Here is a 24,859-nt window from a genome sequence, read left to right as displayed (position 1 = left end):
CTCTGCGTGGGAATGCCGAATTGGACGCTCTGCGTCCTGCGGTCGACGCGATTTCTTGCCCTGCGCAACGGTGACGCAGAGCGTCACGGGATGCATTCCCACGCAGAGCGTGGGAACGATCAGAGTGGGAATGATCGAGCAGGTTTTCGGGAAAGTTCCCCTTGGCAGGGAAAAAAGTGATGTTATATTGTAACGATAACTATCAAGGGGTATCGAATCCCTTACCGTTTTCAGCCTTCTCTTTTTGCCGTTTGCCAAGGAACGACCGATGTCCCTCTCTTCTCTCTGGCGCCTCACCCCGCTGGCCGCCGCCCTGTTGATCACCTCCCAGGCCAATGCCCTGGAGTTGCAACCCCAAGTCATCACCGGCAACCCGCTGGGCAGCGAAACCCTCGCCTCGCCCACCACCGTGCTGGAAGGCGAAGACCTGACCCTGCAACAAAAAGGCAGCCTGGGTGAAACCCTGAACAAGCAACCCGGCGTGTCATCCTCGTACTTCGGCCCGGGTGCCAGCCGGCCGATCATTCGTGGCCAGGACGGCGACCGCATTCGCATCCTGCGCAACGGCGTCGGCGCGCTGGACGCTTCGTCGCTGTCCTATGACCACGCGGTGCCGCTGGACCCGGTCAACGTCGACCGCATCGAAATCGTGCGCGGCCCGGCCGCCCTGCTGTATGGCGGCAGCGCCATCGGTGGCGTGGTGAACACCTTCGACAACCGCATCCCCACAGAGGTCATTGAGGGCATTCACGGTGCCGGTGAATTGCGCTACGGCGGCGCCGACACCACCCGCAGCAGCGCCGGCAAACTGGAGGCCGGCAACGGCAGCTTCGCCTTGCACCTGGACGCCAACGCGCGGGAATTCAACGACCTGAAAATCCCCGGGTTTGCCCGCAGCCGCCATGCGCCGGAAAGCGAAGACGGTGAAGGCAAGAACGGTCGCCTGGGCAACAGCAACGGGCGTCAGGACGGCGGTTCGGTCGGCGGTTCCTACACGTGGGACGACGGTTACGCCGGGCTGTCCTACAGCAACTACGACAGCAACTACGGCTCCCCGGCCGAGCAGGATGTGCGCATCCGCATGAAGCAGGATCACTACGCCTTCGCGTCCGAGATCCGTAACCTGCAAGGGCCGTTCACCTCGGTCAAACTCGACGCCGGTTATACCGACTACAAGCACATGGAAATCGAAGGCGGCGAGACCGGCACCACCTTCAAGAACAAGGGCTACGAAGCCCGCGTGGAAGCCCGGCACTTGCCGATCGGGCCGTTCAACGGTGTGGTGGGCGCGCAAGTCAGCCGCAATGAATTCTCGGCCCTGGGTGAAGAAGCCTTCGTGCCGCAGACCGACACCAATGCCGGCGCGCTGTTTATCCTCGAAGAAATGCAGGCCACCGACCGCCTCAAGCTAAGCCTCGGCGGGCGCCTGGAACACACCAACGTCGACCCGGACGGCAAAGGCAACGCGCGCTTCGCCAATGCCAACAAATCCGCCGACTTCACCGCCGGCAGCCTGTCGTCCGGCGCGGTGTACACCCTGACGCCAATCTGGTCGCTGGCTGCCACCCTCGGCTACACCGAACGCGCCCCGACCTTCTACGAGCTGTATGCCAACGGCGCCCACGTCGCCACCGGCACCTATGAACTGGGCGACGCCAACCTGTCGAAGGAAAAAGCCGTGTCCAGCGACCTGGCACTGCGCTTTGACAACGGCACCCACAAGGGCAGCTTCGGAGTGTTCTACAGCCACTTCTCCAACTACATCGGCCTGCTGGGCAGCGGTCGTACCCTGAACGACGAAGGCGAGGAAGACGCCGGCGGCATCCCTGAGTACAAATACTCCGGCGTGCGTGCGCGTTTCGCAGGGTTTGAAGCCCAGGACCACATCAAGCTGGGAGAAGGTGCCTACGGCAAGTTCGCGCTGGAGCTGTCCGGTGACTACACCCGTGCGACCAACCTGGACACGGGTGAAGCGTTGCCCCGGATTGCGCCGTTGCGTTTGAACAGCGGTTTGTTGTGGGAACTGGATCGTTGGCAGGCGCGGATCGACGTTGAACACGCTGCGGGCCAAGGGCGGGTACCGGATAACGAAAGCGGCACCGACGGCTACACCACCCTGGGCGCCAGCGCCGGCTACCGCTTCAATGTGGGCGGCAGCCAGTGGCTGGCGTTTGTCAACGGCGAGAACCTGACGAACCAGACCGTGCGCTATGCCAGCTCGATCCTGCGGGACATCGCCCCGGCACCGGGCCGGAGTGTGCAGGTCGGTCTGCGTACCACCTTCTAACTGACTGCACTCGGTTAAAAATGTGGGAGCGGGCTTGCTCGCGAAAGCGGAGTGCCAGTCAACACATGTGTGACTGACCCACCGTATTCGCGAGCAAGCCCGCTCCCACATTGACTGTGCTCGCTTCAGGTTTGTGGTGGGGCTAGTACCGCGCATCCATCGGCTTACCGCCCTTGGGCCAGTCCTTCACCTTGTCCGGAAAGTCCGGGCGAGGTTGCTGGGAGAAGTACGCCGCCACATCCACCGCCTCCTGATCCGACAGCCCACCCTGCCCCAACGGGAATTTCTCGTGGAACCCGATCGGCATGTTGCGCTTGACGAACGCCGCCGCCGTGTACAGCCGCGCCATCCCCGCTCCGATATTGAACGACTGCTCGCCCCACAACGGCGGGTACACCGGTTCGCCATCCGCCCGTGTCAAACCCTGGCCGTTGTCACCATGGCACACCGCGCACTGCCTGGCGTACACCTGCTTGCCATTCTCCATGTCCGGCTTGATCGCAGGGTCGACCTTGCCGACCCCGCGCCCCGCCACTTTGTCTTGCGGTTTAGTGTTGTTTTTCATCCAGTCGAAGTACGCCACCATCGCCTGCATCTCCGCTGATTCCGGGGGCAACGGCGTGCCATTCATCGAGCGCCGGAAGCAGCCGTTGATCCGCTCTTGCAGGCTCACCACTTTGCCCGCGCGCGGCGCATAGCCGGGGAAAAACGCCGAGACGCCCACAAACGGCGAACCGTCGGCCACGGTGCCTGCGTTGAGATGGCAACTGGTGCAGTTCAGCGCGTTGCCAACGTTATTGGGCAGCAGTTCCTTGGTTTGCAGGTGCAAGCGCATGCCGCGTACCACTTGATCGGCATTCGGCGCCGCCAGCAATTCAGCCAGGCGCGGGGTTTCGAACGCGGAAGAATCGGTGGTGACCGGGTTGAGCTGCCCGCGCATTTTCTTCACCTGGACAGCCGTGATGGGCGTGCCTTCGTTGCCCCAACTGCTGCGCACAAAGCTGAGGATTTCAGCGATTTCCTGGTCCGCCAGCCGGGCAAACCCAGGCATGGTGTAGACCCGTGGATGGGTTGCCGTTTCAGCGGTTTCCCAGCCGGTAAGCGTGATGTGCAGCAGTGACGTCGGGTTGTTCGAAGCAACGCCCGGGTTGCCCGCCAGCCTCGGGAACAAGCCCTTTACCCCGCCGCCGTCGCTGCGGTGGCAGTCACTGCAAAACTGCATGTAGCCCAGGCCGCCACGGCTGGTAAACAGGTCCTTGGGCGGCGCGGCAGGCTCGTGGGCCACGGCGGGCATCGGCAGGTCGTCCTTGCCCGGCGGCAGGGATTTCAAATAGGTCGCGATAGCCGTCAAGTCGGCGTCGGTGAAATGCTGGGTGCTGTGATGAATCACATCCGCCATGTTGCCCGAGACCGTGGCAAAGCGGTTCTGCCCGGTCTTGAGCAATTGCACGGTGTCGTCCACGGTCCACAGGTTGCGCAGGCTCAAGGCGCGCCAATGCTCCACAGTCTCCCCGGCCAGGTAATGCTGGCCGCTGCGGCCGGCATCGCTCATGGCCTTTTCCTGGAAGGCGATGCCGCGCGGAGTGTGGCAGGAACCGCAATGTCCCAGGCCCTGGACCAGATACGCGCCACGGTTCAATACGTCATCCCTGGCCGGGTCCGTTGCAAACGGCTGCTTGTCCAGAAACGCAAAATTCCACAACGCCAGGCCCCAGCGCTGGTTGAACGGGAAACCCATCTCGGCCTCCAGATTCGGTTTGTTCACCGCCTCCACGCCCTGCATCAGGTAGGCGAACAGGGCGCGCATGTCGCCTTCGCTCATCTTTGCGTAGGACGGATACGGCATCGCCGGGTACAGGTTCTGCCCCGCCGGCGTCACGCCTTCACGCATTACCCGGTCGAACTGCTCGAAGCTGTACTGGCCGATGCCGGTGTCGCGGTCGGGGGTGATGTTGCTCGAATAAATCGTGCCCATCGGCGTGCTCAGTTCCAGCCCGCCGGCCATTGGCGCGCCCTGTTTGGCGGTATGGCAGGCGATGCAGTCGCCCAGTTGGGCAACGTATTTGCCCTGTTCGATCAGCGTGGGGTCGGCTTCGTTGGCGTGCAGGGGAAGAGACAGACACAGCATCACCCCCACAAGGCCCAGACGTGACAGGGGAAAAATCATCGCACTATTCCTTTAATAACCCGGGCCTGGGGTGGTCCCCTCGACGCAGGTCTGCAATCGTTTTTATTGGGTCATCAGGCGGATAACCGGGGCATGGTCAGCCCCAGCTTCGTTGTAGCGGATTTTTTGTGCGCGGCCCTTGATGTGGGTCAGGGCCGGGAGGGATCACACACCTGTGGGAGCCGGGCTTGCCCGCGATGCAGACGACTCGGTACATCAGTAACACCGAGGTGACGCCATCGCAGGCAAGCCAGCTCCCACAGTTGATCTGCGGTGTTTCAGAGGATCAGGCGTTTTTCAGGTAGCGGGCGGCGTCGAGTTCGATCATCACCGGCTGGCGGGTGCCGGCCAGCTCCTGCAGCAAGGAGTGCAAGGCCTGTGGGGTATCCACCGCGTGATGGGCGATATGGAAACTGCGGGCCATGGCAGCAAAGTCCGGGGTCATGATGTCGACCCCCAGCGGCGGTATTTCCCGCGCTTCCATGTAGTCGCGAATCTCGCCGTAGCACTGGTTGTTCCACAGCACCATGATCACGCCCACATCGGCCTCGCGGGCGGCGATCAGTTCGGCGCAGGAGAACTGCATGCCGCCGTCGCCCACCAGCGCCACCACCGGGCGTTCGGGCCTGGCCAGTTTCGCGCCGATGGCCGCCGGCAAGCCGTAGCCGAGGGTGCCGTAGCCGGTGCCGGCGTTGAACCAGCTGTTGGCGGCCGGCGCCTGGTAACCCACCGCGCCCTGATACACCGGCTGGGTTGAATCGCCGACGATCAACGGGTCCACCAGGCTGTCGCGCAGCAGGTCGAGCAAGCCTTGCAGGCCCTGTTGCTTGGCAGTCCAGCTGTCGCGCTCGATCCGGTTGATCCGTTGCACGCCATCCTGCGCCCAACTGCCGGACGAGGCTTGCGGGGCGACCTGTTCCAGCAACGCCTGCAAGCCTTCGCGGGCATCGCCCACCAGGCCGACATGGGCCCGTTGCACGCCCATGACTTGCATCGGGTCGATGTCCAGGCGAATCAGCGGCGCCTTGAATTTCAGCGGGCCGAGGCCGAAGAAATCGTAGTCGGTTTCTCCCAGTTCGGTGCCCACCGCGAGGATCACATCGGCCTCGTCAAACAGCGAACGGCCATGACGGGATGACTGCACGCCGTCCAGCAACAGCGGGTGATTCATCGGCAGCAAGCCACGGGCATTGGTGGTCAGCGCCACCGGTGCCTGGAGGCGCTCGGCGAGTTGTTGCAACACCGGGGCGCAGTCCCGGGCACCGCCACCGGCGAGGATCAACGGGCGGCGTGCTTCGTCGAGCAACCGCAGGGCGGCGGCCAGCGAGGCCGGTGCCGGAGCCGGCGCGCCGGGCAAGCTGCGGGGCATCAGGTTGAGGTCGACAGCGGGCATGTCCAGCACGTCCAGCGGGATTTCCAGGTGCACCGGGCGCGGGCGTGCACATTTGAAAACCGCAAAGGCCCGGGCGAGGATTTCCGGGAGTTGCGCCGGGGATTGCAGGGTGTGGCTGAAGGCGCACACGCCGGCGACCATCGCGCGCTGGTCCGGCAGTTCGTGCAGGTGGCCATGGCCCAGGCGCAGGTGTTCGCGGCGGTTGGTGGTGGAAATCACCAGCATCGGGATCGAGTCGGCGTAGGCCTGGCCCATGGCCGTGAGGATGTTGGTCATGCCCGGGCCGGTGATGATGAAACACACGCCGGGCTTGCCGCTGGCCCGGGCGTAACCGTCAGCCATGAAGCCGGCGCCCTGCTCGTGGCGCGGGCTGATATGGCGCAGGCGGCTGCCGTGCAGGCCACGGTAGAGTTCAACGGTGTGCACGCCGGGGATGCCGAAGACGGTGTCTACGCCATACCCTTCCAGCAGGCGCACCAGTGACTGGGCACAGGTGGTCATTGCTCACTCCTTTTTTATTGTTCTGTGTCGATGTGCGGGACCATAGGGCGCGCAAGGAGGCGCAACAATCGAAAAATTTCACCACCACTGCCGAAAAAAATTCACAGGTCACGCCCTCAACTGAGTAAACCGCTGCCCAACTGCAACTTCACCCATTCCCCAAACGCCTGCACCACCGGGCGCTCGACCTTCTGGTGATCGGCCACCAGGTAATACCCGCGATTGGACTCGATCTCGGTCTCGAACGGCCGCACCAGCCAGCCCTTGGCCAATGCCTCCCCGCTGATCAGGTTGTCGCCCATGGCAATCCCCTGGCTGGCAATGCACGCCGACTGCACAAAATGCGCATCGGCAAACACGATGCCGCGCTGCACATCCACATTCGGCGCCCCGGCGGCGGCCAGCCACACGCGCCAGTCGGAGTAGTCGATCATGTGCAGCAACGGCGCGCCCACCAGGTTTTCCGGGGTCTTGAGCCCGCCCATGGTGTTGACCAGGCGCGGGCTGCACACCGGGAAATAACGCAACGACACGATCTTCTGCACATGCTGGTTCGGCCAGTCGCCCATGCCGTAGGCCACGAACAGGTCGGCGTTCTGGTCGCTGGTGTCGTCTGGCGTACGAGGGGAAATCAGGTGCAATTCCACCTGTGGGTACAGCGCCTGGAAATCCGCGATGTGGGTGCACAACCAATACGTCGCAAACCCCGCCGGGCTGCTGATGCACAGGCGCCCGCTGACCTGCTGGCCGTCAAAGCGCTGCCCGGCTTCGAGGATATTCGCCAGCAGCTGGTGGATGTCCCGGGCATAGCGCTCGCCCTGCCAGGTGATGCGAATGCTGCGCCCGGTGCGCTCGGTCAGGGCAAACCCCAACGTCTGCTCCAGGCTCTTGATCTGGTGGCTGATGGCGCTGGGGGTCAGGTTCAGCTCGGTGGCAGCGTCCGACACGCTGCCCAGCCGAGCCACCGCGTCCAGCGCCCGCAAGGCGGTCATGGAGGGGTAGCGCATAGGTCTTCACCGGCGGGTATTTTTGCGCACCATAGCCGTTATCCACCGCCAGACATAGCCACAGCACCGGGAAATTTTCAGCAGGACAGTTGAATTAAATTTCAAGGTCGGGCGAAAAATCCTCGATTGACCTCAAAGGGCCAGTAGCTATTCTCGACCTCCATCACGGCGCACCCGTGAGGCCGCTTACCTTACAAAAACAAGAGGGATAACCCTTGCACGCGCAGCCCAATTCCGTCACCCCGGTGGTCGCCATCGACGCTCTGCACAAGAGCTACGCCGCACACCACGTTCTCAAAGGCATCTCCCTGCGCGCCAACGAAGGCGAAGTGGTGTCGCTGATCGGTTCCAGCGGCTCGGGCAAAAGCACCCTGCTGCGCTGTATCAACCTGCTGGAGATCCCGTGCAGCGGCAGCCTGCGCATCAACGGCGAAGAAGTGCGGCTGAAAAAAGACCGCGCCGGCAACCCGCGAATCGCTGACCCCGACCAGGTGGCACGGCTGCGTACCCAGCTGTCGATGGTGTTCCAGAGTTTCAACCTGTGGCCCCACCGCACCGTGCTGGAAAACGTCATCGAAGCGCCGGTGTACGTGCTCGGCGAAGACCGCAAGGACGCCATCGCCCACGGCGAACACCTGCTGGAAAAAGTCGGCCTGGCGGACAAGCGCGATGCCTTCCCCGCCTTTCTCTCCGGCGGCCAGCAACAGCGCGTGGCCATCGCCCGCGCCCTGGCCATGCGCCCCCGGGTGCTGCTGATGGATGAACCCACCTCGGCCCTCGACCCGGAGCTGGTGGGCGAAGTGCTCAAGGTCATCCAGGGCATCGCCGAAGAAGGTCGCACCATGATCCTCGTCACCCACGAAATGGCCTTCGCCCGCGACGTGTCGAGCAAGGTGATGTTCCTGCACCAGGGCTTGGTAGAAGAAGAAGGCACGCCACAAAAAGTCTTCCAGAATCCTGATAGCGAGCGCTGCCGCCAGTTCGTCATGGCCCAGGACAATCGCGTTTGATCGCTCCAACACTGCCCCCAAAAAACAACTCAAACAGGGTAATCCCATGCAAAAGCTGATCAAGACTCTCACCGCCGGCTGCCTGTTCGCGCTCGCCGCCCACAGCGCCGTGGCTGCCGAAAAAATCGTCTTCGGTATCGCCCTGGAACCTTACCCGCCGTTCTCCGAGAAAGCCGGCAATGGCGCCTGGAGCGGTTTCGAGCCGGAACTGATCAAGGCCTTGTGCGAGCGCCTGCAAGCCCAGTGCCCGCTCAAGGAAGTGTCCTGGGACGGGCTGATCCCGGCGCTGACCTCCAAGCAGATCGACGTGATCCTCAACTCCATGAGCATCACCGAAGAACGTGAAAAGGTCGTCGACTTCACCGCGCCGTACTATCAGACGCCGGCCATGTGGGTGGCCGATGCCAGCCTGGACCTGACCACTACCCCCGAAGGCCTCAAAGGCAAAGTCATCGGCGTACAAGGCTCGACCTCCAACGCCACCTACCTCAAGGCCTACTACGCCAAGGGCTCGACCCTGCGTTACTACACCACCCAGGACGACATGACCGCCGACCTGCAAAGCGGGCGCATCGACGTGATGCTGGCCGACGCGCTGACCATCGAGCCGCTGCTCAAATCCTCCGGCGGCAGCGGCCTGGCCGACAAGGGCCTGGCGCCGAAAGACCCGCTGTTCGGTTCGGGCATCGGTGCGGCGGTGCGCAAGGGTGACGACGCCCTCAAGCAGCAACTCAACAGCGCGCTGGCTGCGATGAAGGCCGACGGCACCTACGACAAGATCCGCAGCCGCTACTTCAGCGTCGACATCTCTGCGCAGTAACACCCGGCGGAAAAACTCATGATTTCTTTGTCCGAACTCTCCCAGCTGTTCGTCGCCGACGGCTGGCTTCACGCCCTGCTCCAGGGCGCGGTGGTGACCTTGCAGATCTCCGCCGGAGCCTTTGTGCTGGGCCTGGCCATCGGCTTGCTGGTGGCCATGATCAAACTCAAGGGCCCGCGCTGGCTGGTACGCCTGGCCAACGCCTACACCACGCTGTACCGCGCGGTGCCGGAGTTGCTGCTGATTCTGCTGCTGTACTACGCGGGCACCGACCTGCTGAACATCACCATGGCCGCCATGGGCCGCGACAGCGTCACGGTGAACGGGTTTGCCGCGGCCGTGCTGGTGCTGGGGATCGTGCAGGGCGCGTATTCGGCCGAGATTATTCGCGGCGCGATCCAGGCGATTCCGGCGGGGCAGATTGAAGCGGCACGCGCCTTCGGGATCGAACGCTGGTTGCTGCTGCGCCGGGTGCTGCTGCCGAGCATGTTGCCGTTTGCCATGGCCGGCCTGTCGAACCTGTGGCTGGTGCTGGTCAAGGACAGCGCATTGATCAGCATCGTCGGCTACAGCGAATTGCTCTCGGTGGGCAAGCAGGCGGCGGGCTCCACCAAGCATTACCTGGTGTTCTACCTGGCGGTGGCGGCGGTGTATTTCGTCATCACGCTGATTTCCAACGGCGCGTTCCGGGTGTTCGAGCGCCGGATCAACCGCTGGATGCCACAGCACTGAGGAGCACGGCGGATGGACTTTTCCTGGATCAACAGTTTTGCCGGCGAGCTGCTGCACGGCCTCGGCATCACCCTGAAGTTGCTGGTGCTGTCGGGCATCTTCGGCTTTGCACTGGCGGTGCTGGTGGCGTTGGGGCGCTTGTCGTCCAACCCGCTGATCAGCGGCCCGTTGCGCGCCTACACCGCCGTGTTTCGCGGCACGCCGCTGCTGGTGCAGATCTACATCCTGTACTACGGCGTGGGCAGTGTGTTCGCCAGCTACCCGCTGATTCGCGGCAGTTTTCTCTGGCCATACCTGCGCGAAGGCTTCTGGTACGTGGCCCTGGCGCTGATTTTGTGTGTGGGCGCCTACGTTGGCGAAGTGCTGCGCGGCGCCTTGCGGGCCGTGCCCAAGGGTGAGCTGGAAGCCGCGCGGGCCTATGGCATGAAGCGAATGATGGTGCTGCGCCGGGTCTGGTTGCCCCGTGCCCTGGAGCTGGTCAAGCCCACCCTGGTCGGCGAGACGGTGCTGCTGCTCAAGGCCACCGCGCTGGCCTCCACCGTGGCCGTCACCGACTTGCTGGGAGCCGCCAACCTGGTGCGGGCGCAGACCCTGCGCGTGTATGAGCCGCTGCTGGCGGTGGCGCTGATCTACATTGTGTTGGCGTTCGTGATCGAACACGGCTTCTCGCGCTGGGGCAAAGTCCCGCAGCGCCAGGCTTGAATCAATTTTGCTTTAAGGAGAACAAGGATGCGTTATTCCCCGTTTGTCGAACGCATTAGCGGCGAGTCCGTCAGCGCCTGGGATATTCACTACGCGGCCGTCGAGGCCCGGGGCCGTGGCGAGGACGTGATCGTGCTCAGCGTGGGCGACCCGGACTTCGCCACCGACAGCGCGATTTGCGAAGCCGCCGTCGACGCCCTGCGCGCCGGCGACACCCACTACACCCACGTGCTCGGCCGCCCGGCCCTGCGCGAAGCGATCGCCATCAAGCAAAGCCGGCTGCAAGGCGTTGCGGTGCACGCCGACAACGTCGCGCTGGTGGCCGGCGCGCAGAACGGTTTGTTTGCCGCCTCGTTGTGCCTGTTCAGCCATGGCGATGAAGTGCTGGTGCCGGAGCCGATGTACCTGACCTACGAGGCCTGCATCCACGCCTCCGGGGCGCGCATCGCGACCATCGAGCAACCGGCGGCCAACGGCTTTCGCCTGACCCGCGCCGCGCTGGAAGCGGCGATCACCGACAAGACCCGGGGCATCGCCCTGGCCACGCCCTGCAACCCGACCGGCAACGTCTACAGCCGTGAAGAGCTGGAAATGGTCGCCGAGGTGGCGCGCCAATACGACCTGTGGGTGATCTCCGATGAAGTCTACGGGCAGATCACCTACGACCATGAACACCTGAGCATCGCCTCGTTGCCGGGCATGGCCGAGCGCACCGTGGTGCTCAACAGCCTGTCGAAAACCCACGCCATGACCGGCTGGCGCGTGGGCTGGGTGGTGGGGCCCAAACCCCTGATCGGGCATCTGGATAACCTGCTGCTGTGCATGCTCTACGGCCTGCCGGGGTTTATCCAGGAAGCCGCGATCAAGGCGCTGGACGTGGATGATGCGGTGGTCAGCGATGCACGGGCGGTGTATCGCCGGCGGCGTGACCTGGTGGTGCAAGGCTTGAGCGCGATCACCGACCTGGACTGCCGCGTGCCCCAGGCCGGGATGTTCATGCTGGTGGACGTGCGCCGCACCGGGCTGACCAGCATGGACTTCGCCTGGCAACTGTTCCGCGCCACCGGCGTCTCGGTGCTCGACGCCCAGGCCTTTGGCGCCAGCGCCGAGGGGTTTGTGCGGATCTCCTTCACCGTCGCCGATGACACCCTCAAGGACGCTTGCCAGCGCATTGCCGGGTTTGTTCAGGGCCTGCGGGCCAATCGCTGATCCACTGACGAAACCCAATCACTGTGGGAGCTGGCTTGCCTGCGATGCAAGCACCTCGGTTTCTCAGTAACACCGAGGTGATCCTATCGCGGGCAAGCCCGGCTCCCACACAGCCAGTTCCCACAGTTGATCGTCGCCGCTTTGAATATCGAGGTTTACCCCGTGACTGCTTCCGACCAATTCAATTCCACCCACTCCGCCGTCAGCCCTCACGCCGACCTGGTGCTGCACAACGCTCGCCTCTACACCCTCGACCCGGCCCAGCCGTGGGCCGAGGCCGTGGCGATTCGCGACGGGCGCCTGATCGCCGTGGGCACCTTCGCAGACGTGCAAAGCCTGATCGGCCCGCACACCCGCCAGCATGACCTGCAAGGCGCGTTCTGCATGCCGGGCCTGCACGACATGCACACCCACCCCGACCTGGCACTGGCCCCGCGCTACAGCGATGACCTGGACGTGGGCCTCGAAGACCCGACCCCGGAGCAACTGGCGGCGGCGATCCACGCCTACGCCGACAGCCACCCGGGCAACGGCTGGATCTACGGCCAATACTGGGTGCGCTACACCTTCCGTGAAGCGGGGCTGACACCGGGGCGCGACTGGCTCGACAGCATCATGCCGGACCGCCCGGTGGCCCTGCTCGACCGGATGTGGGGCACCATGATGGTCAACTCCAAAGCCCTGGAACTGGCCGGCATCGACCGCCACACCGCCGACCCGCGCAACGGCTACATGGAGCGCGACGAACTCAACGGCGAGCCCACCGGCCTGCTGATCGACGGCGCCTACGCGCTGATCCACGCCGCCATGCCGCCAACCCCGGTGGACGTGCTGCGCCGCGCCTATCGCGATGGCGTGCATTTCCAAAGCTCCCGTGGGGTAACGGCGACCAAGTACGTGCACGTCTGCGAGCGGCGCCTGGACGCCCTCAAGGAACTGGACGACGCCGGCGAACTGACCCTGCGCGTGGAAGCCGCCATCAGTTGGCAGGATGATATTTTCCCGGTGCGCCGGCGCTGGGAATTGCTCGGCGGCGAGCGTCACTACTACCGCAGCGCCCGGCTGAATGCGAACGCGGTGAAGTTCCACTTCGACGGCACCGTGGAGCCAAAATCCTCGTACCTGATGACCCCGTGGGAAGCCAATTCCACGTGGCGCGGCAAGCTCAACCTGACCCCGGAACACATCACCGACATGGTGGTGGACATGGACCGTCGCGGCCTGCGGGTGATTGCCCACTGCACCGGCGACGGCGCCTCCGACGTGTTCCTGGATGCGGTGGCCGAAGCCCGGCGGGTCAATGGTGACAGCGGGATTCGTCACCAGTGTGCCCACAGCACGTTGCTGCACCCGGGCAACCTCAAGCGCTTCAAGGCCCTGAACGTGATCGCCGAATTTTCCCCGGCCGCCTGGTACCCGACACCCTTCGCCAGCGGCGCGCGCAGCGGTTATGGCCAGGAGCGCCTCAAGCGCATCTACGACTTCAAAGGCGTACTGGCCGAAGGCGGCCTGGCGGTGATGGGCACCGACTGGCCGGTGGCGTCGATCGACCCGTGGCTGGCCCTGGAAACCATGGTCACCCGCCAGAACCCGTGGAACCAGGAGCCGGAATGCTTCGGTGAGCCGATCACCCTCGAACAGGCGCTGCAAGTGGCGACCCTCAACGGCGCCCACGCCATGGGCCTGGAACACACCACCGGCAGCCTGCAAGTGGGCAAGTCGGCCGACCTGATCGTGCTCGACCGCGATCTGTTCGCCGAGCCTGCACGCAACTACATCCACCAGACCCAGGTGCAACTGACGTTTGTCGAAGGCCGCCCGGTGTACGACCGCCTCGGCATCTTCGCCGACACCTCGCTGCAAGCGGTGTGGCAAGGCCTGCCGCCGGTGATCGAATGAACGCCGCGAGCATCGCGGTGACGGTGGTCGCCGGGTTCCTCGGCGCCGGCAAGACCACCCTGCTCAACCGCATGGCCCAGCAGCCGCAGTACGGGCGCATGGCGGTGATCGTGAATGATTTTGGCGAGCTGAACATCGATGCCGCGATCATTGCCGAAGTCACCGACGCAGTGGTCAGCCTGCAGAACGGCTGCATCTGCTGCACCGTGCAGGAAGACCTGCTGGCGCAGCTGGTAAGCCTGACGCAGATGCGCCCGCGCCTGGACCGGATCGTCATCGAGTGCAGCGGCGTGTCCGACCCGCAACGCATTGTGCAGACCCTGGGTTATCCACAGCTCAAGGCGCAGTTGCACCTGGACACGGTGATCACCCTGGTGGACGCCAGCGGCTACCGCGCCCTGGAAGGCGAGTTCGCGCGGCTGTCCCGGGCCCAGGTGGCCTGCGCCGACCTGGTGTTGCTGAACAAGGCCGACCTGGTCAGCGCCGCTGAACTGGAAACCCTGCGTGCCGAGATCGGTGGCCGGGCACGGGTGCTGAGCACGGTGCAGGCGATGGTGCCGGACGCCCTGCTGCTGGGGGAGCGCGGCGAGCGCAACGGCCTGAGCCCGGTGCTGCCGCGCCATGACCAACTGTTTGAAAGCTGGGTGTGGCAGGGCAACCAGCCCCTGCCCGCCAAAGCCTTGCGCGACTGGCTGGCACAACTGCCCAAGGACCTGTTCCGGCTCAAGGGCCTGGTGCATTTGCAAGGCAACGACCAACCGTTCTGGCTGCAACACGTGGGCAGTCGCAGTCAGTTCACCCTGGCCAACGGGCAAGCGCCGGAACTCGCGGTGCAACTGGTGTTTATCGCCCGGCGCGGCAGTGGCTTGCGTGAAGGGCTGGAAGCTCAGCTGAGTGCCCTGCAAGGCTTGTGATGCCTGTGGACAACAGGCATAAAGACGCTCCCTTCCCGGTTCGTTTCAAAGGAGCAGCATGTCCCAAGGATTGACCTATCGCCAGGCGCACCTGGATGACCTGCACACCCTGTGCGTGCTCGGCCAGCCGTTGAACCGCCTGCACCACCAGGAACGGCCCGATATCTACCGTGACGCCACCGAGCAGGTGGAGCGCGACCAGTCCCATTGGCGGCCCTGCCTCACCAGCCGGGTCCAGGCGGTGTTTCTGGCGGAGTTGCAGGGTGCGGGCGTCGGCTTTATCACCGTGCAAATCATCGAGACGGCCAGCCCGTTGCTGCAGCCGCTGCGCGTCGCCCGGATCGGCTCGGTCTGCGTGCTGGACGCCCAGCGCGGCCAGGGCATTGGCCGTGAGCTGATGGCACTCGCCGAGCGCTGGGCGGTCCGCCAGGGCGCCGGGGATTTGCGCCTGACCGTCTGGGCCTTCAACGAACCGGCCCAGCGGCTGTACGAAGAGTTGGGCTATGAAAAGCGCGCCTTCGAAATGGGCAAACGTCTCGGTTAAATCGATGGACAAGCCCCTCGTGGCCCGGCGACTATCAACGCCCTCCTTCATCAGGCACGGACGCTGACTATGCTCGATATTCTCCAGGGCACGCCCCTTTGGGTGTACGCCGTTTATCTGTGGATCTGCTGGTACGGGATCAAGGCCACCCGCGGCAGCCGCGAAACCCGCCGGTCGCTGGTTATCCTGCCGGTGGTGCTGGTGATCTGGTCACTGATGTCCATTGAACACTCGGCACTCTCGATCGCCTGCTGGCTGGGCGGTGCGGCCGTCGGCAGCCTGTTGGCGATGGCGCTGTTCACCGCCCGGGGTGCAAGCCTCGATGGCAGCACGCTGGTGCTGCCCGGCACCTGGAAAATCCTGCTGATCTCCCAATTGTTCTTCGGCGTGAAGTATTACCTCGGCTATCAACAGGCCGTGCATCCGTTGCTGTCGAGCACCGCGCCGATGCTGGCCCTGGCGGGCGGGGCTGCGGGGTTCACGGTGGGCCTGTTTTGCGGGCGGGCGATCAAGCTGCGGCGGGCGTTGGCGTCATTCAGCCGCGATGAGGGCATTGTGCTGCCTTGACCTGATCCCCCTCCCCGCTGAAAATGCGCGACGCTTTTCCCGTCTCCCCGTTTACTGAAGTAGTGAAATTTCAATGTCTGATTCCCGTACCGAAGAATCCGTAGTCGCCTTGCAGTCCAAAGCTGAATACGAAAACGCCATCAATCTTTCACAGCACGTGCCGGCGGCCAAGACCATCAGCGAGATGGTGCTGGACGCGTTCCACACCTCCAAGGAAAGCGACCAGATCCGCGAACTGCGCGTGGCCATCCGCCAGGCGCACGATGCTTTCGATGACGACAAGGCCTACGACCTGATGGGCGAGCTCAAGCAGCTCAAGGACGCCGAAGCCGCTGACAACGCCGCCCTCGAAGACCTGAACAGCAAATTCTCCATCAGCCGCATCCTGTCCAGCTTCAAGGACGACCCGGAGTTTCAGGAGCTGGTCTACGGTTTGGCCCTCAAGGTGCTGAACCAGACCCACCAGGCCATCAGCAACCCGAGCGCCGGCAAAGGCAAGGCTTCCCGCCCGAAGAAGGAAGCGGAAGTGTTCGCCATCAGCAAGGACGGCATCAGCGTCACCCTGCCGATGCGGTCGCCACGCTCCAAGCCGAATGTCGACCGCGAGGCGTTTGAGTTCCTCGGCTTTACCTTTGTCGGTGAAGGTGACGAGGCGGAACTGGAAGTTGAAACCTTTGTGGATAACTCGGGCGCCGAGCAGCCACTGACACGTAAAAGCATCATCACGGCGCTGCAGCAGCAGACCGCGTTTGAGGGCTACAGCATCGCCCAGCAGTAACCCGATCTAAATGTGGGAGCTGGCTTGCCTGCGATAGCATCACCTCGTTGCAACTGACACACCGAGGTGCCTGCATCGCGGGCAAGCCCAGCTCCCACATTGGGTCTGCGTCGCAGCGAATTCAGCCTACGACCTGAGCCGCAAACACTTCGCGAAACCGCCGCATCTCGTCAGCATTCCCCACCGTGACCCGCACCCACTGCGGCCAGTTTTTCCACACGCGCCCGATCTTCACGCCCTGTTCGCCCAACTGCTCGATGACCTGTTCGGCCGGACGGCGCACGTCAATCATGAAGCAGTTGCTGTGAGACGCCGTGCAGGTGAATCCCCGGCTTTTTAGCCACGCCACCGTTTCATCCCGCAACCGTGTATTCAGCGCCTTGCGCGCGGGCACCAGTTGCGTATCCGCGAGGCTGGCGCGGCCGGCGAGCAAGCTGGCGGCAGCCGGCACGTTATCCCCGCCATACACCGCCAACTGTTCCAGCAACGCCGGATGACCGATGGCCAGCCCCAGGCGCGCGCCGGCCAGGCCGTAGATTTTCGAGAACGTACGCAGCACCAGCAAGTCGTCATGGTCCCTGACCCACGCCACGCAACCGGGCGCATCGCTGAAGTCGATATAGGCCTCGTCCACCAGCAAAATGCTGCCTTTGGGTTTGTTCGCCAGTGCCTGTTCGATGGCCTTGGCGGGTGTGAGGGTGCCGGTGGGGTTGTTCGGGTTGCAGAGGTAGATCAGGCCGGGCTGCCGGTCAATGGCGAGCATGGCGGGAAGGTCATGGGCGTGATCGGCGGTGAGGTCTACTTCGTGCACCTTGGCCTTGCGCGATTCGGCAGCCTCGCGCGGTACTTCGTAGGAAGGCGTGGCCATCACCAGGCTGCGGGTTTCGCTGGTAAACGCCAGCACCGCGTAACGCAACGCGGCCATGGAGCCGGCGAACACCGCCACCTGCTCCTCCAGAATGCCCTGCTGTTTGGCAAACTGTTCGACCAGCGCGTACATGTCCGGATAAGGGTAGCGCCCCGAGGCGGCAATGCCGCGCTGCATCGCCTGCCGCGCAGCCGGCGAGGGGCCGTAGGGGCTTTCGTTGTAGTTGAGCAGCACCTCGGGCGCCGCCACAGCCGGACTTGCTTCAGCCCACTCCAGGCGCCCCAGCAAGGGCAAGGCCGCGCCCAGTGCGATCAGGGAACGACGACTCACGTTGACCATGAAGATCTCTCCTTGTCGGCTCGCAGCTTCAGGTGCGGGATTCGCCCCCGTTCCTGCCATTGGGTATGACGAGGAAAACACCCGGTGATTTACCCGGCCAACAAAAAGCCCCGCGCTTCAGACCGAAGGCGGGGCTTTTGCGTTTCTACCTACTTGGAATGAAAACGCCGGTTCAATGCGATCCGCTTGGCCTCCACTTCCCGCAGGTGTTTGCGGTGACGGCGCCACAGCACCAGCACGATGATCAGCACCAACACCACAAAACCACCGCCCCACAACAGATACGGCATGGCAGTGATCAACAACGGCACATCCCCGCCGCGACGCAGGCTGGTGACTTCTTCGGAACTGACGCTCAGCGCCGGGTTGCCGAAGGTGTGCAGGCTGTAGTTGGCAATGGCGGCGATTTGCGCGTCGTTCAGGTCGCCGCCCAGGGCCGGCATGCTCACGGCACCATCGGCCCCTTTGCGGTCGATGCCCGCGATGATCGCCATCACCAGGTTGTTGGCCTGGTTGCCGTTGAGCGCGGTGTTGAGGCTCAGGGACGGGTAGAACTTGTCGGCACTGCCCTGCCCATCGCGGCCGTGACAACTGGAACAGGCCGAGTTGTAGAGGCGTGCGCCATTCAGGCCGGTGGCATCGGCCAGTGAGGCCTGGTCGCCCTGGCCGGTTTCCAGGGTGCTCATGTCCACGGGTGTGACCTTGCGCACGACGCGCTCGGTCTGCCCGGGGTCGCGGATCGGCGGCACGCTGTGCAGGTAGGCGGCCATGGCGTGCAGGTCGCTGTCGCTGAGGTAGCGGAAGCTGTTTTCCACGGCTTCGGCCATGCCGCCTGCCGCCTGGGCCTTGTCGGCGAGGTGACCGTTTTTCAGGAAGTTGACCAGGTCGTCGTCGCTCCAGTCCCCCAGGCCACTGACCTTGTCGGAGGTGATGTTGGGCGCGACCCAGCCCCCCAGTTTCGCACCGGCCAGGTACTGGCTGTTGTCCTCGGCCATCAGGGCATTACGCGGGGTGTGGCAGGCGCCGCAGTGGGCCAGGTTGTCCACCAGGTACTGGCCACGGTTGACCTGTTCGGTGGCGCCGGGCTTGGGCACAAAGCCCTGGCTGTCGAGGAACACCAGGTTCCAGCCGAACATCAGTTGGCGGATATTGAACGGGAACGCCAGGTGGGTTTCCGGCACCGGCTGGTCCACGGCTTTGACGCCCTGTTGCAGGTACACGTACAAGGCGTGGATGTCGTCATCGCTCATGCCCTGGTACGAGGTGTAAGGCATCGCCGGGTACAGGTGCTGTCCCTTGGCGTTGATGCCTTTGCGCAAGGCGTCCGCCAGTTGCTGCTCGGTGTAGTCGCCAATGCCGTAGGCCTTGGACGGGGTGATGTTGCTGGAGATGATCTTGCCCATGGGCGAGTCAATCACATACMCACCGGCCAGCGGCGCGCCGCCGTTTTCAGCCGTGCGGTGACAGGCTTCGCAGTCACCGGCACGGGCCACATAGGCGCCTTTCTGGATCAGCGCGGCGGTGTCTTCAGCGGCAAACGCCGGCAACGCGATGAGCAGCAAGGCCAGCAACGGAAATTTAAGCAATCCCATGACCTAGACCTCCCGCGCAATGATGTCGGCCATACGGATACTCAGCGCCACGCCCGCCAGGGTCGGGTTGATGGTGCCGGACGCCGGGATCACTCCGGTGGTGGCGAGGAACAGGTTGGCGTGGTCGTGGGTGCGACACTCGTGGTTGACCACCGAGTCCTTGGGGTTGGCGCCCATGATCACGGTGCCCATCAGGTGGTCGCGGTTCTGGTAGCCGGTGTTGTCTTCCACCACCGTGCCGCCCATCAGTTGCACGAAGTGCGCATAGTCTTCGGTGACGCCGGCCTTGGCCGCCTTCACGTAATCGCCCACCTCGTAGTTGACCACCAGCATCGGGATGCCCAGGGCGTCCTTGCGGGTGCGGCTTGGGCGCACGGTGTTGGTCTGCAACGGCAGGGTTTCATACACGGTGGACACGTCGACCCAACGCGCCGCGTCGTGGCGGATGCGCTCGTCCAGCTCCTTGCCGTACACGCCCTGGGCGATCAGCCGTTTGGCCACGGCAATGTTCGGCACGTTGTTGGAGATCGAGTGTTTGACCGAAGCACGCTCCTTGCGGAACTCACCGTCGCGGCGATTGAAAATCCCGCCCTGTTGCACCGCTCCGCGCCCCGGCCACAACGGCTCGTCGGCGATAAATTGCAGGCCCTGGCCGGTGTGGTCCATCAGGTTGCGACCGACCTGGTCGGAGGAGTTGGCGACCTCGGAAATCAGCAACAGCTTGGGGGTTTCCAGGCCATGGGCGGCGACGATGAAGTACTTGGCCGTGAGCCGCACATCGGCGCCGGTGGAGCTGCGGTAATGGATCGCGACGATCTTGTCATCAGCGCCTTTTTCCAGCTTGTAAGCGGTGGCGTCGGTGATCAGCTTGGCGCCGGCCTGTTCGGCGTGGCGGGCATGCACGTCGCCGCTGTACATCGCCCCGATGGGGCAGACCGGCATGCAGTTGTTGTTGCCGCTGCACGCCGGGCGCCCGTCGTAGGGTTCAGTGGCGCGGCCGTTGGGCTCATGGATAAAGTGATACCCCGCCGGGGCCATGCGTTCACGCAGGCGCTGGAACAGGTAGGTATCGCCTTCCGGCGCCATCGGATAGGGGCTTGAGCGCGGCGGAAACGCGCCGCCGCCCTGCCCGCTCTGGTCCTGGGTGTCACTGCCGCACACGCCCAGGGCAATTTCTGCGCGCACGTAATAGGGTTCCAGCTCGCTGTATTCCAGCGGCCAGTCGCGACCTACGCCGTACAGGGTCTTGAGCTTCATATCGTTGGGCAAGTAACGCCAGCACGCCGCCGCCCAGTGCCAGGTGGTGCCGCCCACCAGTTTCAACATGCCGGGGCGGAACTCGAAAGAACCGGTGTTCTCGATGTATTGCTCATCATAAGAATGATGGGCCCACGGCTCATTCGGATACGGCGAGTTGTAATTGCCCTTGTTCGACGAATTACGGAAGTTCTCGACTATCTTCCAGCGGGGAATATGTTCACCCGCTTCCAGAATAATCACCGACTTGCCGTGTTTGGCCAATTCAAATGCTGCGTTACTGCCTAATGCGCCGGAGCCAACCACAATGACATCGGCGTCAAAATCCTGATTCATAAAAGTGCCTTGTCTTAGTCGTTGGCCAGCGTGGCCGGAGGATTAACCCAGTAATTGGTTTTTCCCCGGGAGTACGTTGGGATCACCGTGGCGTCTGCGGTCGGCGCGTAGGCCAGGGCGCCGGTGAAGGTCACCAGCCGCGTGCCGTCGGTGGCGCGCAGGGACACCGGGGTGCCGGTGTAGCCCAGGTACCAGGCCGAAACGATTTTCTGCGTCGTGTCCTTGACCACCGGGTCGCGGTAGAACGGGCTGCCGGACAACTGGCTGACGCTGCGCAGGTGATGCTGGCCGACCTTGCTCCACAAGGCTTTGATCTTCTCGGGGAATGCAGGGTCGTTCTGGGTGCACTGGGCCAGGATGCGCAAGGACAAGGCGGCATCCAGGCTCGGGCGTTCGAGGAGGAACATCGACAATTGGCGGAAGGATTCAATGTCGTCGCTGGCGGCGCTGCTGACGTCCTGCGCCAGCGCGGCACCGGCCCACAGCGGGGCAAACAGGCCGGCGCCGGTCAAGGCTGCGCCTGAATAAAGAAGTTTTCTTCGGGTTATCACGGGGTATCTCCTCATGAGTCGAACAACGATCGGCGCAGAGGCCAAGTTCGACTTCACTGCAAAAGGCTGAGTACTTCGTTCACGGAGGTTGAACGGACTTTAAGAGCCCTTTTTATAACTGCCAGGAGAACGTCAAGCTGTCGTGCAGCTTGTTAATTATGGATATAAGCAATAGCGCGACCGTCTATAACACTCGCTTAAACACCGTACAGCAATTTATCCCGCAATAACATGAAACATCCCCCGGGGTAATGACTCAGTCAGGCAGGTAATCCGCGAGCGGGTACTTCGCGCACAAGGTTCGGGCCTGTAAACGCAGGGATTCCTGCGCGACGGGATCGAGGCTGTACTTGTACTCGTTGAGGGGCGTGACGGCGTCGAGCACCCGGCAAACCAGCTCGACCACCTGACGGCATCCATCGGCGTCCACGTGGCGTTGCGCCAGGGAGCCGCTACCGATACACAACCCGTTGGCGACAAATGACGGTCGCGTCTCACCCGGTGCGCGATGTTTGTCCACGATGATGCCGCATTGCTCCAGCGCCGCCTGGGCGACAGAGCCGGTGATGCCGCCACGCAGGCGGATCAGGATCGAGTGGTTCTCACTGCGCCCGCCCACCACCTCGTAGTCACAGGCCTGAAACGCACTGGCCAGTTCATCGGCGGTGGTGCGAGTCCGCGCCATCCAGGCGTCGAATTCCGCCGACATGGCGTAGCCGAACGCCGCCGCTTTCGCCGCGATCATGTTGAAGGCCGGCGCGCCCTGCATCCGCGGGAACACGGCCTGGTCGAGAAGACGACTGAAGGTGGTCTTGAGGCCGGGCACCTTGGTTTCCGCGTCGCGCCCGGCAAGGATCAGGCCGCCGCGCGGGCCGCCCAGTTGCCTGTGGGTGCACAGCGTGGTGACGTGGGCCGCGTCGACCGGGCTCGGATGGCGCCCGGTGGAGACCAGGCCGGCGATGGTCGAGATATCCGCCAGCAGGATCGACCCGGCTTCGTCGGCAATCGCGCGGAACCGTTCAAAATCGATGAGGTGCGAATAGGCCGTCGCACCGCAGATGATCACGCGCGGGCGATGGGCCAGCGCCTGTGTGTGCACCTGTTCGTAGTCGATAACGCCCTTGGAGGTGGTGCCGTATCTGAGCGCCTTGTAGTACGCGCCGGTGAACGCCACCGGGCTGCCATGGCTCAGGTGCCCGCCATGATCGGTGGCCATGCCGAGCACCGTGTCGCCGGGCTCGAGCAAGGCCGCCAGCACCTGGTAATTGGCCGTCGACGCGGAGTGAGGTTGCACGCCGGCGTATTGCGCGCCGAACAGCTCACGCGCCCGGCGGACCGCCAGGGCTTCGACCCGGTCGGCATTCTCGCAGCCGGCATGATGACGCCAGCCAAGGGCACCCTCGGCGGTCACGTTGACCAGCACCGAGGCGGACGACGCCAGGATGTGCGGCTTCACGGCGCAGGACGAAGCGGCCAGTGACAGGGTTTGGTGCTGACGCGTGACTTCCGCATCCAGCAGTCCCGCCAGCTCCGCGTCTTCTGCCCGAAGATCCGTCCGCCCTCGTTGCAACAGGCCGGCGTGGTGAGTAAGTGGTTGCGTGTTGACTGTCATAGTCATGTGTTCCTTCCCTGAAAATCCCGAGCACCTTTCCGTTGGGCGCAGGGCAATTAAGCAGAAAAATGAACATTTTCCAAATTAAATGATTCTTTTTGCCGGGGTACGGGGGGACAAGGCGCGGTTTTCCCTGGCTGGATGCTGGCCAATCGCCAAAAAACTGATCACGGTCTTTATTCTTGTAGCGGGCGCATGCAACACTTCGCGCCGCGGCGAAGCCCGCAACCCGGCCAGAATGGACGCTCGGTGTGAAACATAAGGAAGTGGTGGGCATTTGATTCATAGAAAAGAACGCACCGAGTATTTGAAGAGCAATATCAAATACCTGATCAAAAGCCGCGGAGAGACGCAGCTGTCGTTGTGCAACGCGGCCGGCCTGACCAGAACCACGATCTACAACATTCTGGAAGGCAAGGTCGTCAACGTACAGCAGTCCACCGTCCGCAAGATCTCGGATTTCTTTGGCGTCTCCTACGAAGAAATCGAGACCCTCGACTTTGAAGAAAAAGAAATCATCGACAGCAGTATTTCCCCCCAGGGAAATATGAACCCGGCTGCCGTGCCGATCATCAAGCAAAGCCTGGTCATGGCGAGCATGCACAAGCGCATTGGCGAACTCGCCACGCTGTACCCGCTGACCTACTACTTCGGCACCTCCTACAACTTGATCGCTGTTCTGCTGGAACATGAAATTGCCGGCGTCAACGAGCCGGGGGATTTGTTGATCGTGCAGAAGGGCTCGTCGAGCGACGATAAGGAAAAGTTGGTGTACGACTGCGTCAGCAAAACACTATTCATCACGGATGAAGCGTGTGTGAGCTCGGATCGTATCTGTGTGGTGGGAGATATCATCGAGGAGCGCTTCAATGACCACGTATGAACACGACGTCGAGAACAGCAAATACAAGTTGCTGGGGTTCGAGAATGACAAGAGCCTGGCGGTGATCATGGTGATCGCCACGGGCAAGGTCATTCGAGTAAAGCTGAGCGAAGTGCTGAACAGCGAAATCATGGACAATTTAAATAAAATGGAAGTCAAGAACATGTACAAGAAGTTCTATTCCCAGGGCGGGGCGCTCACCGCGTACGAGCTCAATGACCGCAATGAGAACTCATGGATGATTTATATCATCCTGAACTTGCTGCTCTTTACGTTCTATATCTTTACCAGCATCGCCGCGACCAAACCGATTTACCTGGAGTCGCTGGGCATTATCGTCACACCCGGCACGTTTCTGTACCCGCTGACATTCCTGATCGTGGACTTGCTCAACGAGCAGTTCGGCCTCCGGCTGGCGCGAAGGGCCATCCTGTTTGCGTTTGCCAGCAACGCGATGATCATCATCCTGCTCTACGGCTCGACCTTCCTCCCCGGCTTGCCCGGCTGGAAGCTCGACGGGCCTTACAACGACGTGATCATCCAGGTGTCGTCGGTGTTGATCGCCTCTTCGGTTTCGTTCCTGGTGTCGGAGAACATAAACTCGTACCTGCTGTGCAAGATCAAAGAGCTGACCAACTCCAGGTATTTATTCCTGCGAATTTTCCTGAGTACGTTTTTCGCGGTGATTATCGACAGCTTCCTGTTCTGCTTCATCGCGTTCTACGGCGCGATGCAGACCAGCGACATCCTGAACATGATCTACGTGCAGATCGCGATCAAAGTCTGCTTTGCCTTCTTCAACATCCTGCCGGCCTATGGCGCCCGCTCGTTGTTCAAGCGCTACATCACCGGCGATAACCAGGCTGCGCAGCAAGCCAACTGATCGGTGAA

Annotated in this window: 20 protein-coding genes and 1 pseudogene; 13 read left to right on the top strand and 8 right to left on the bottom strand. The window is 63.0% G+C overall.

Features of this window, described 5'->3' with window-relative positions:
- The first annotated feature begins 268 nt into the window (after positions 1 to 268).
- On the top strand, positions 269 to 2,287 hold the full coding sequence (locus P3C29_RS22615; RefSeq protein ID WP_275965480.1) for a TonB-dependent receptor: 2,019 nt from the start codon (positions 269 to 271) through the stop codon (positions 2,285 to 2,287).
- 142 nt (positions 2,288 to 2,429) lie between these two features.
- On the opposite strand, the gene P3C29_RS22610 is transcribed toward P3C29_RS22615, so the two are convergent.
- From P3C29_RS22610 to P3C29_RS22600, 3 genes are all read right to left on the bottom strand, one after another.
- Positions 2,430 to 4,454, bottom strand: coding sequence for a c-type cytochrome (locus P3C29_RS22610; protein ID WP_275965479.1), 2,025 nt, complete (start codon positions 4,452 to 4,454; stop codon positions 2,430 to 2,432).
- Between the two features lie 286 nt (positions 4,455 to 4,740).
- Positions 4,741 to 6,348 carry a 5-guanidino-2-oxopentanoate decarboxylase gene (locus P3C29_RS22605; RefSeq protein WP_275965478.1) on the bottom strand — a complete coding sequence of 536 codons (1,608 nt, stop codon included), beginning with the start codon at positions 6,346 to 6,348 and terminating at the stop codon, positions 4,741 to 4,743.
- Positions 6,349 to 6,464: 116 nt separating this feature from the next.
- On the bottom strand, positions 6,465 to 7,355 hold the full coding sequence (locus tag P3C29_RS22600) for a LysR substrate-binding domain-containing protein (RefSeq protein ID WP_275965477.1): 891 nt from the start codon (positions 7,353 to 7,355) through the stop codon (positions 6,465 to 6,467).
- Between the two features lie 245 nt (positions 7,356 to 7,600).
- On the opposite strand from P3C29_RS22600, the pseudogene P3C29_RS22595 reads away from it, so the two are divergent.
- The 10 genes and pseudogenes from P3C29_RS22595 to P3C29_RS22550 form a co-directional block, all read left to right on the top strand.
- Positions 7,601 to 8,365: pseudogene (locus P3C29_RS22595) on the top strand (ATP-binding cassette domain-containing protein); the annotation flags it as partial.
- Positions 8,366 to 8,411: 46 nt separating this feature from the next.
- Positions 8,412 to 9,185, top strand: a complete 774-nt coding sequence (locus tag P3C29_RS22590; RefSeq protein WP_010170304.1) for a transporter substrate-binding domain-containing protein — start codon at positions 8,412 to 8,414, stop codon at positions 9,183 to 9,185.
- An 18-nt stretch (positions 9,186 to 9,203) separates the two neighbouring features.
- Positions 9,204 to 9,917 carry an ABC transporter permease subunit gene (locus P3C29_RS22585; protein ID WP_010170306.1) on the top strand — a complete coding sequence of 238 codons (714 nt, stop codon included), beginning with the start codon at positions 9,204 to 9,206 and terminating at the stop codon, positions 9,915 to 9,917.
- A 12-nt stretch (positions 9,918 to 9,929) separates the two neighbouring features.
- A complete protein-coding gene (locus tag P3C29_RS22580) occupies positions 9,930 to 10,619 on the top strand; it encodes an ABC transporter permease subunit (protein ID WP_010170308.1) in 690 nt (229 codons plus the stop codon).
- A 27-nt stretch (positions 10,620 to 10,646) separates the two neighbouring features.
- Positions 10,647 to 11,828 (top strand): aminotransferase class I/II-fold pyridoxal phosphate-dependent enzyme, encoded by a 1,182-nt coding sequence (locus tag P3C29_RS22575; protein WP_010170310.1) that lies wholly within the window; start codon positions 10,647 to 10,649, stop codon positions 11,826 to 11,828.
- Positions 11,829 to 11,990: 162 nt separating this feature from the next.
- Positions 11,991 to 13,727, top strand: coding sequence for an amidohydrolase (locus P3C29_RS22570; protein WP_275965476.1), 1,737 nt, complete (start codon positions 11,991 to 11,993; stop codon positions 13,725 to 13,727).
- Positions 13,724 to 14,641: a GTP-binding protein gene (locus P3C29_RS22565; protein ID WP_275965475.1), complete on the top strand. Its 918-nt coding sequence runs from the start codon at positions 13,724 to 13,726 to the stop codon at positions 14,639 to 14,641. Before P3C29_RS22570 ends, P3C29_RS22565 begins: the two co-directional genes overlap by 4 nt.
- Before the next feature lie 58 nt (positions 14,642 to 14,699).
- The gene (locus P3C29_RS22560) at positions 14,700 to 15,185 is read left to right on the top strand and encodes a GNAT family N-acetyltransferase (protein ID WP_275965474.1); all 486 of its coding nucleotides are present in this window, start codon (positions 14,700 to 14,702) and stop codon (positions 15,183 to 15,185) included.
- A gap of 69 nt (positions 15,186 to 15,254) precedes the next feature.
- Positions 15,255 to 15,752 carry a hypothetical protein gene (locus P3C29_RS22555; protein ID WP_201125294.1) on the top strand — a complete coding sequence of 166 codons (498 nt, stop codon included), beginning with the start codon at positions 15,255 to 15,257 and terminating at the stop codon, positions 15,750 to 15,752.
- Positions 15,753 to 15,825: 73 nt separating this feature from the next.
- A complete protein-coding gene (locus P3C29_RS22550) occupies positions 15,826 to 16,530 on the top strand; it encodes a hypothetical protein (protein ID WP_169386239.1) in 705 nt (234 codons plus the stop codon).
- 121 nt (positions 16,531 to 16,651) lie between these two features.
- Here the strand turns inward: P3C29_RS22550 and P3C29_RS22545 are convergent, their stop codons facing one another.
- From P3C29_RS22545 to P3C29_RS22525, 5 genes are all read right to left on the bottom strand, one after another.
- Complete coding sequence (locus tag P3C29_RS22545; RefSeq protein ID WP_275965473.1) at positions 16,652 to 17,737, bottom strand: pyridoxal phosphate-dependent aminotransferase; 1,086 nt, start codon at positions 17,735 to 17,737, stop codon at positions 16,652 to 16,654.
- Positions 17,738 to 17,886: 149 nt separating this feature from the next.
- Positions 17,887 to 19,329: a c-type cytochrome gene (locus tag P3C29_RS22540; protein WP_275965472.1), complete on the bottom strand. Its 1,443-nt coding sequence runs from the start codon at positions 19,327 to 19,329 to the stop codon at positions 17,887 to 17,889.
- Positions 19,330 to 19,332: 3 nt separating this feature from the next.
- Positions 19,333 to 20,922 carry a GMC family oxidoreductase gene (locus tag P3C29_RS22535; RefSeq protein ID WP_169386242.1) on the bottom strand — a complete coding sequence of 530 codons (1,590 nt, stop codon included), beginning with the start codon at positions 20,920 to 20,922 and terminating at the stop codon, positions 19,333 to 19,335.
- A gap of 14 nt (positions 20,923 to 20,936) precedes the next feature.
- The gene (locus P3C29_RS22530; RefSeq protein ID WP_032881916.1) at positions 20,937 to 21,488 is read right to left on the bottom strand and encodes a sugar dehydrogenase complex small subunit; all 552 of its coding nucleotides are present in this window, start codon (positions 21,486 to 21,488) and stop codon (positions 20,937 to 20,939) included.
- 241 nt (positions 21,489 to 21,729) lie between these two features.
- The gene (locus P3C29_RS22525; protein WP_275965504.1) at positions 21,730 to 23,085 is read right to left on the bottom strand and encodes a serine hydroxymethyltransferase; all 1,356 of its coding nucleotides are present in this window, start codon (positions 23,083 to 23,085) and stop codon (positions 21,730 to 21,732) included.
- A gap of 277 nt (positions 23,086 to 23,362) precedes the next feature.
- Here P3C29_RS22525 and P3C29_RS22520 point away from each other — a divergent pair, with 277 nt between their 5' ends.
- Entirely contained in the window at positions 23,363 to 23,968 is a 606-nt protein-coding gene (locus tag P3C29_RS22520; protein WP_010170334.1) for a helix-turn-helix transcriptional regulator, read from the top strand.
- Positions 23,955 to 24,851 carry a queuosine precursor transporter gene (locus P3C29_RS22515; RefSeq protein WP_169386244.1) on the top strand — a complete coding sequence of 299 codons (897 nt, stop codon included), beginning with the start codon at positions 23,955 to 23,957 and terminating at the stop codon, positions 24,849 to 24,851. The genes P3C29_RS22520 and P3C29_RS22515 overlap by 14 nt, the downstream gene beginning before the upstream one ends.
- The last annotated feature ends 8 nt before the right edge of the window (positions 24,852 to 24,859 follow it).

It is taken from the genome of Pseudomonas sp. 1912-s, assembly GCF_029269205.1.
Classification (GTDB): Bacteria; Pseudomonadota; Gammaproteobacteria; order Pseudomonadales; family Pseudomonadaceae; genus Aquipseudomonas.
The sequence above is the reverse complement of the archived record's forward strand: the minus strand, read 5'-3'. Positions and strand labels throughout refer to the sequence as shown.

Coding starts and splice junctions, on each gene's coding strand:
- P3C29_RS22615 (WP_275965480.1), top strand. CDS start 269: ATGTCCCTCTCTTCTCTCTGGCGCCTCACCCCGCTGGCCGCCGCCCTG.
- P3C29_RS22580 (WP_010170308.1), top strand. CDS start 9,930: ATGGACTTTTCCTGGATCAACAGTTTTGCCGGCGAGCTGCTGCACGGC.
- P3C29_RS22610 (WP_275965479.1), bottom strand. CDS start 4,454: ATGATTTTTCCCCTGTCACGTCTGGGCCTTGTGGGGGTGATGCTGTGT.
- P3C29_RS22535 (WP_169386242.1), bottom strand. CDS start 20,922: ATGAATCAGGATTTTGACGCCGATGTCATTGTGGTTGGCTCCGGCGCA.
- P3C29_RS22605 (WP_275965478.1), bottom strand. CDS start 6,348: ATGACCACCTGTGCCCAGTCACTGGTGCGCCTGCTGGAAGGGTATGGC.
- P3C29_RS22550 (WP_169386239.1), top strand. CDS start 15,826: ATGTCTGATTCCCGTACCGAAGAATCCGTAGTCGCCTTGCAGTCCAAA.
- P3C29_RS22525 (WP_275965504.1), bottom strand. CDS start 23,085: ATGACAGTCAACACGCAACCACTTACTCACCACGCCGGCCTGTTGCAA.
- P3C29_RS22600 (WP_275965477.1), bottom strand. CDS start 7,355: ATGCGCTACCCCTCCATGACCGCCTTGCGGGCGCTGGACGCGGTGGCT.
- P3C29_RS22565 (WP_275965475.1), top strand. CDS start 13,724: ATGAACGCCGCGAGCATCGCGGTGACGGTGGTCGCCGGGTTCCTCGGC.
- P3C29_RS22590 (WP_010170304.1), top strand. CDS start 8,412: ATGCAAAAGCTGATCAAGACTCTCACCGCCGGCTGCCTGTTCGCGCTC.
- P3C29_RS22515 (WP_169386244.1), top strand. CDS start 23,955: ATGACCACGTATGAACACGACGTCGAGAACAGCAAATACAAGTTGCTG.
- P3C29_RS22560 (WP_275965474.1), top strand. CDS start 14,700: ATGTCCCAAGGATTGACCTATCGCCAGGCGCACCTGGATGACCTGCAC.
- P3C29_RS22585 (WP_010170306.1), top strand. CDS start 9,204: ATGATTTCTTTGTCCGAACTCTCCCAGCTGTTCGTCGCCGACGGCTGG.
- P3C29_RS22545 (WP_275965473.1), bottom strand. CDS start 17,737: ATGGTCAACGTGAGTCGTCGTTCCCTGATCGCACTGGGCGCGGCCTTG.
- P3C29_RS22555 (WP_201125294.1), top strand. CDS start 15,255: ATGCTCGATATTCTCCAGGGCACGCCCCTTTGGGTGTACGCCGTTTAT.
- P3C29_RS22575 (WP_010170310.1), top strand. CDS start 10,647: ATGCGTTATTCCCCGTTTGTCGAACGCATTAGCGGCGAGTCCGTCAGC.
- P3C29_RS22530 (WP_032881916.1), bottom strand. CDS start 21,488: ATGAGGAGATACCCCGTGATAACCCGAAGAAAACTTCTTTATTCAGGC.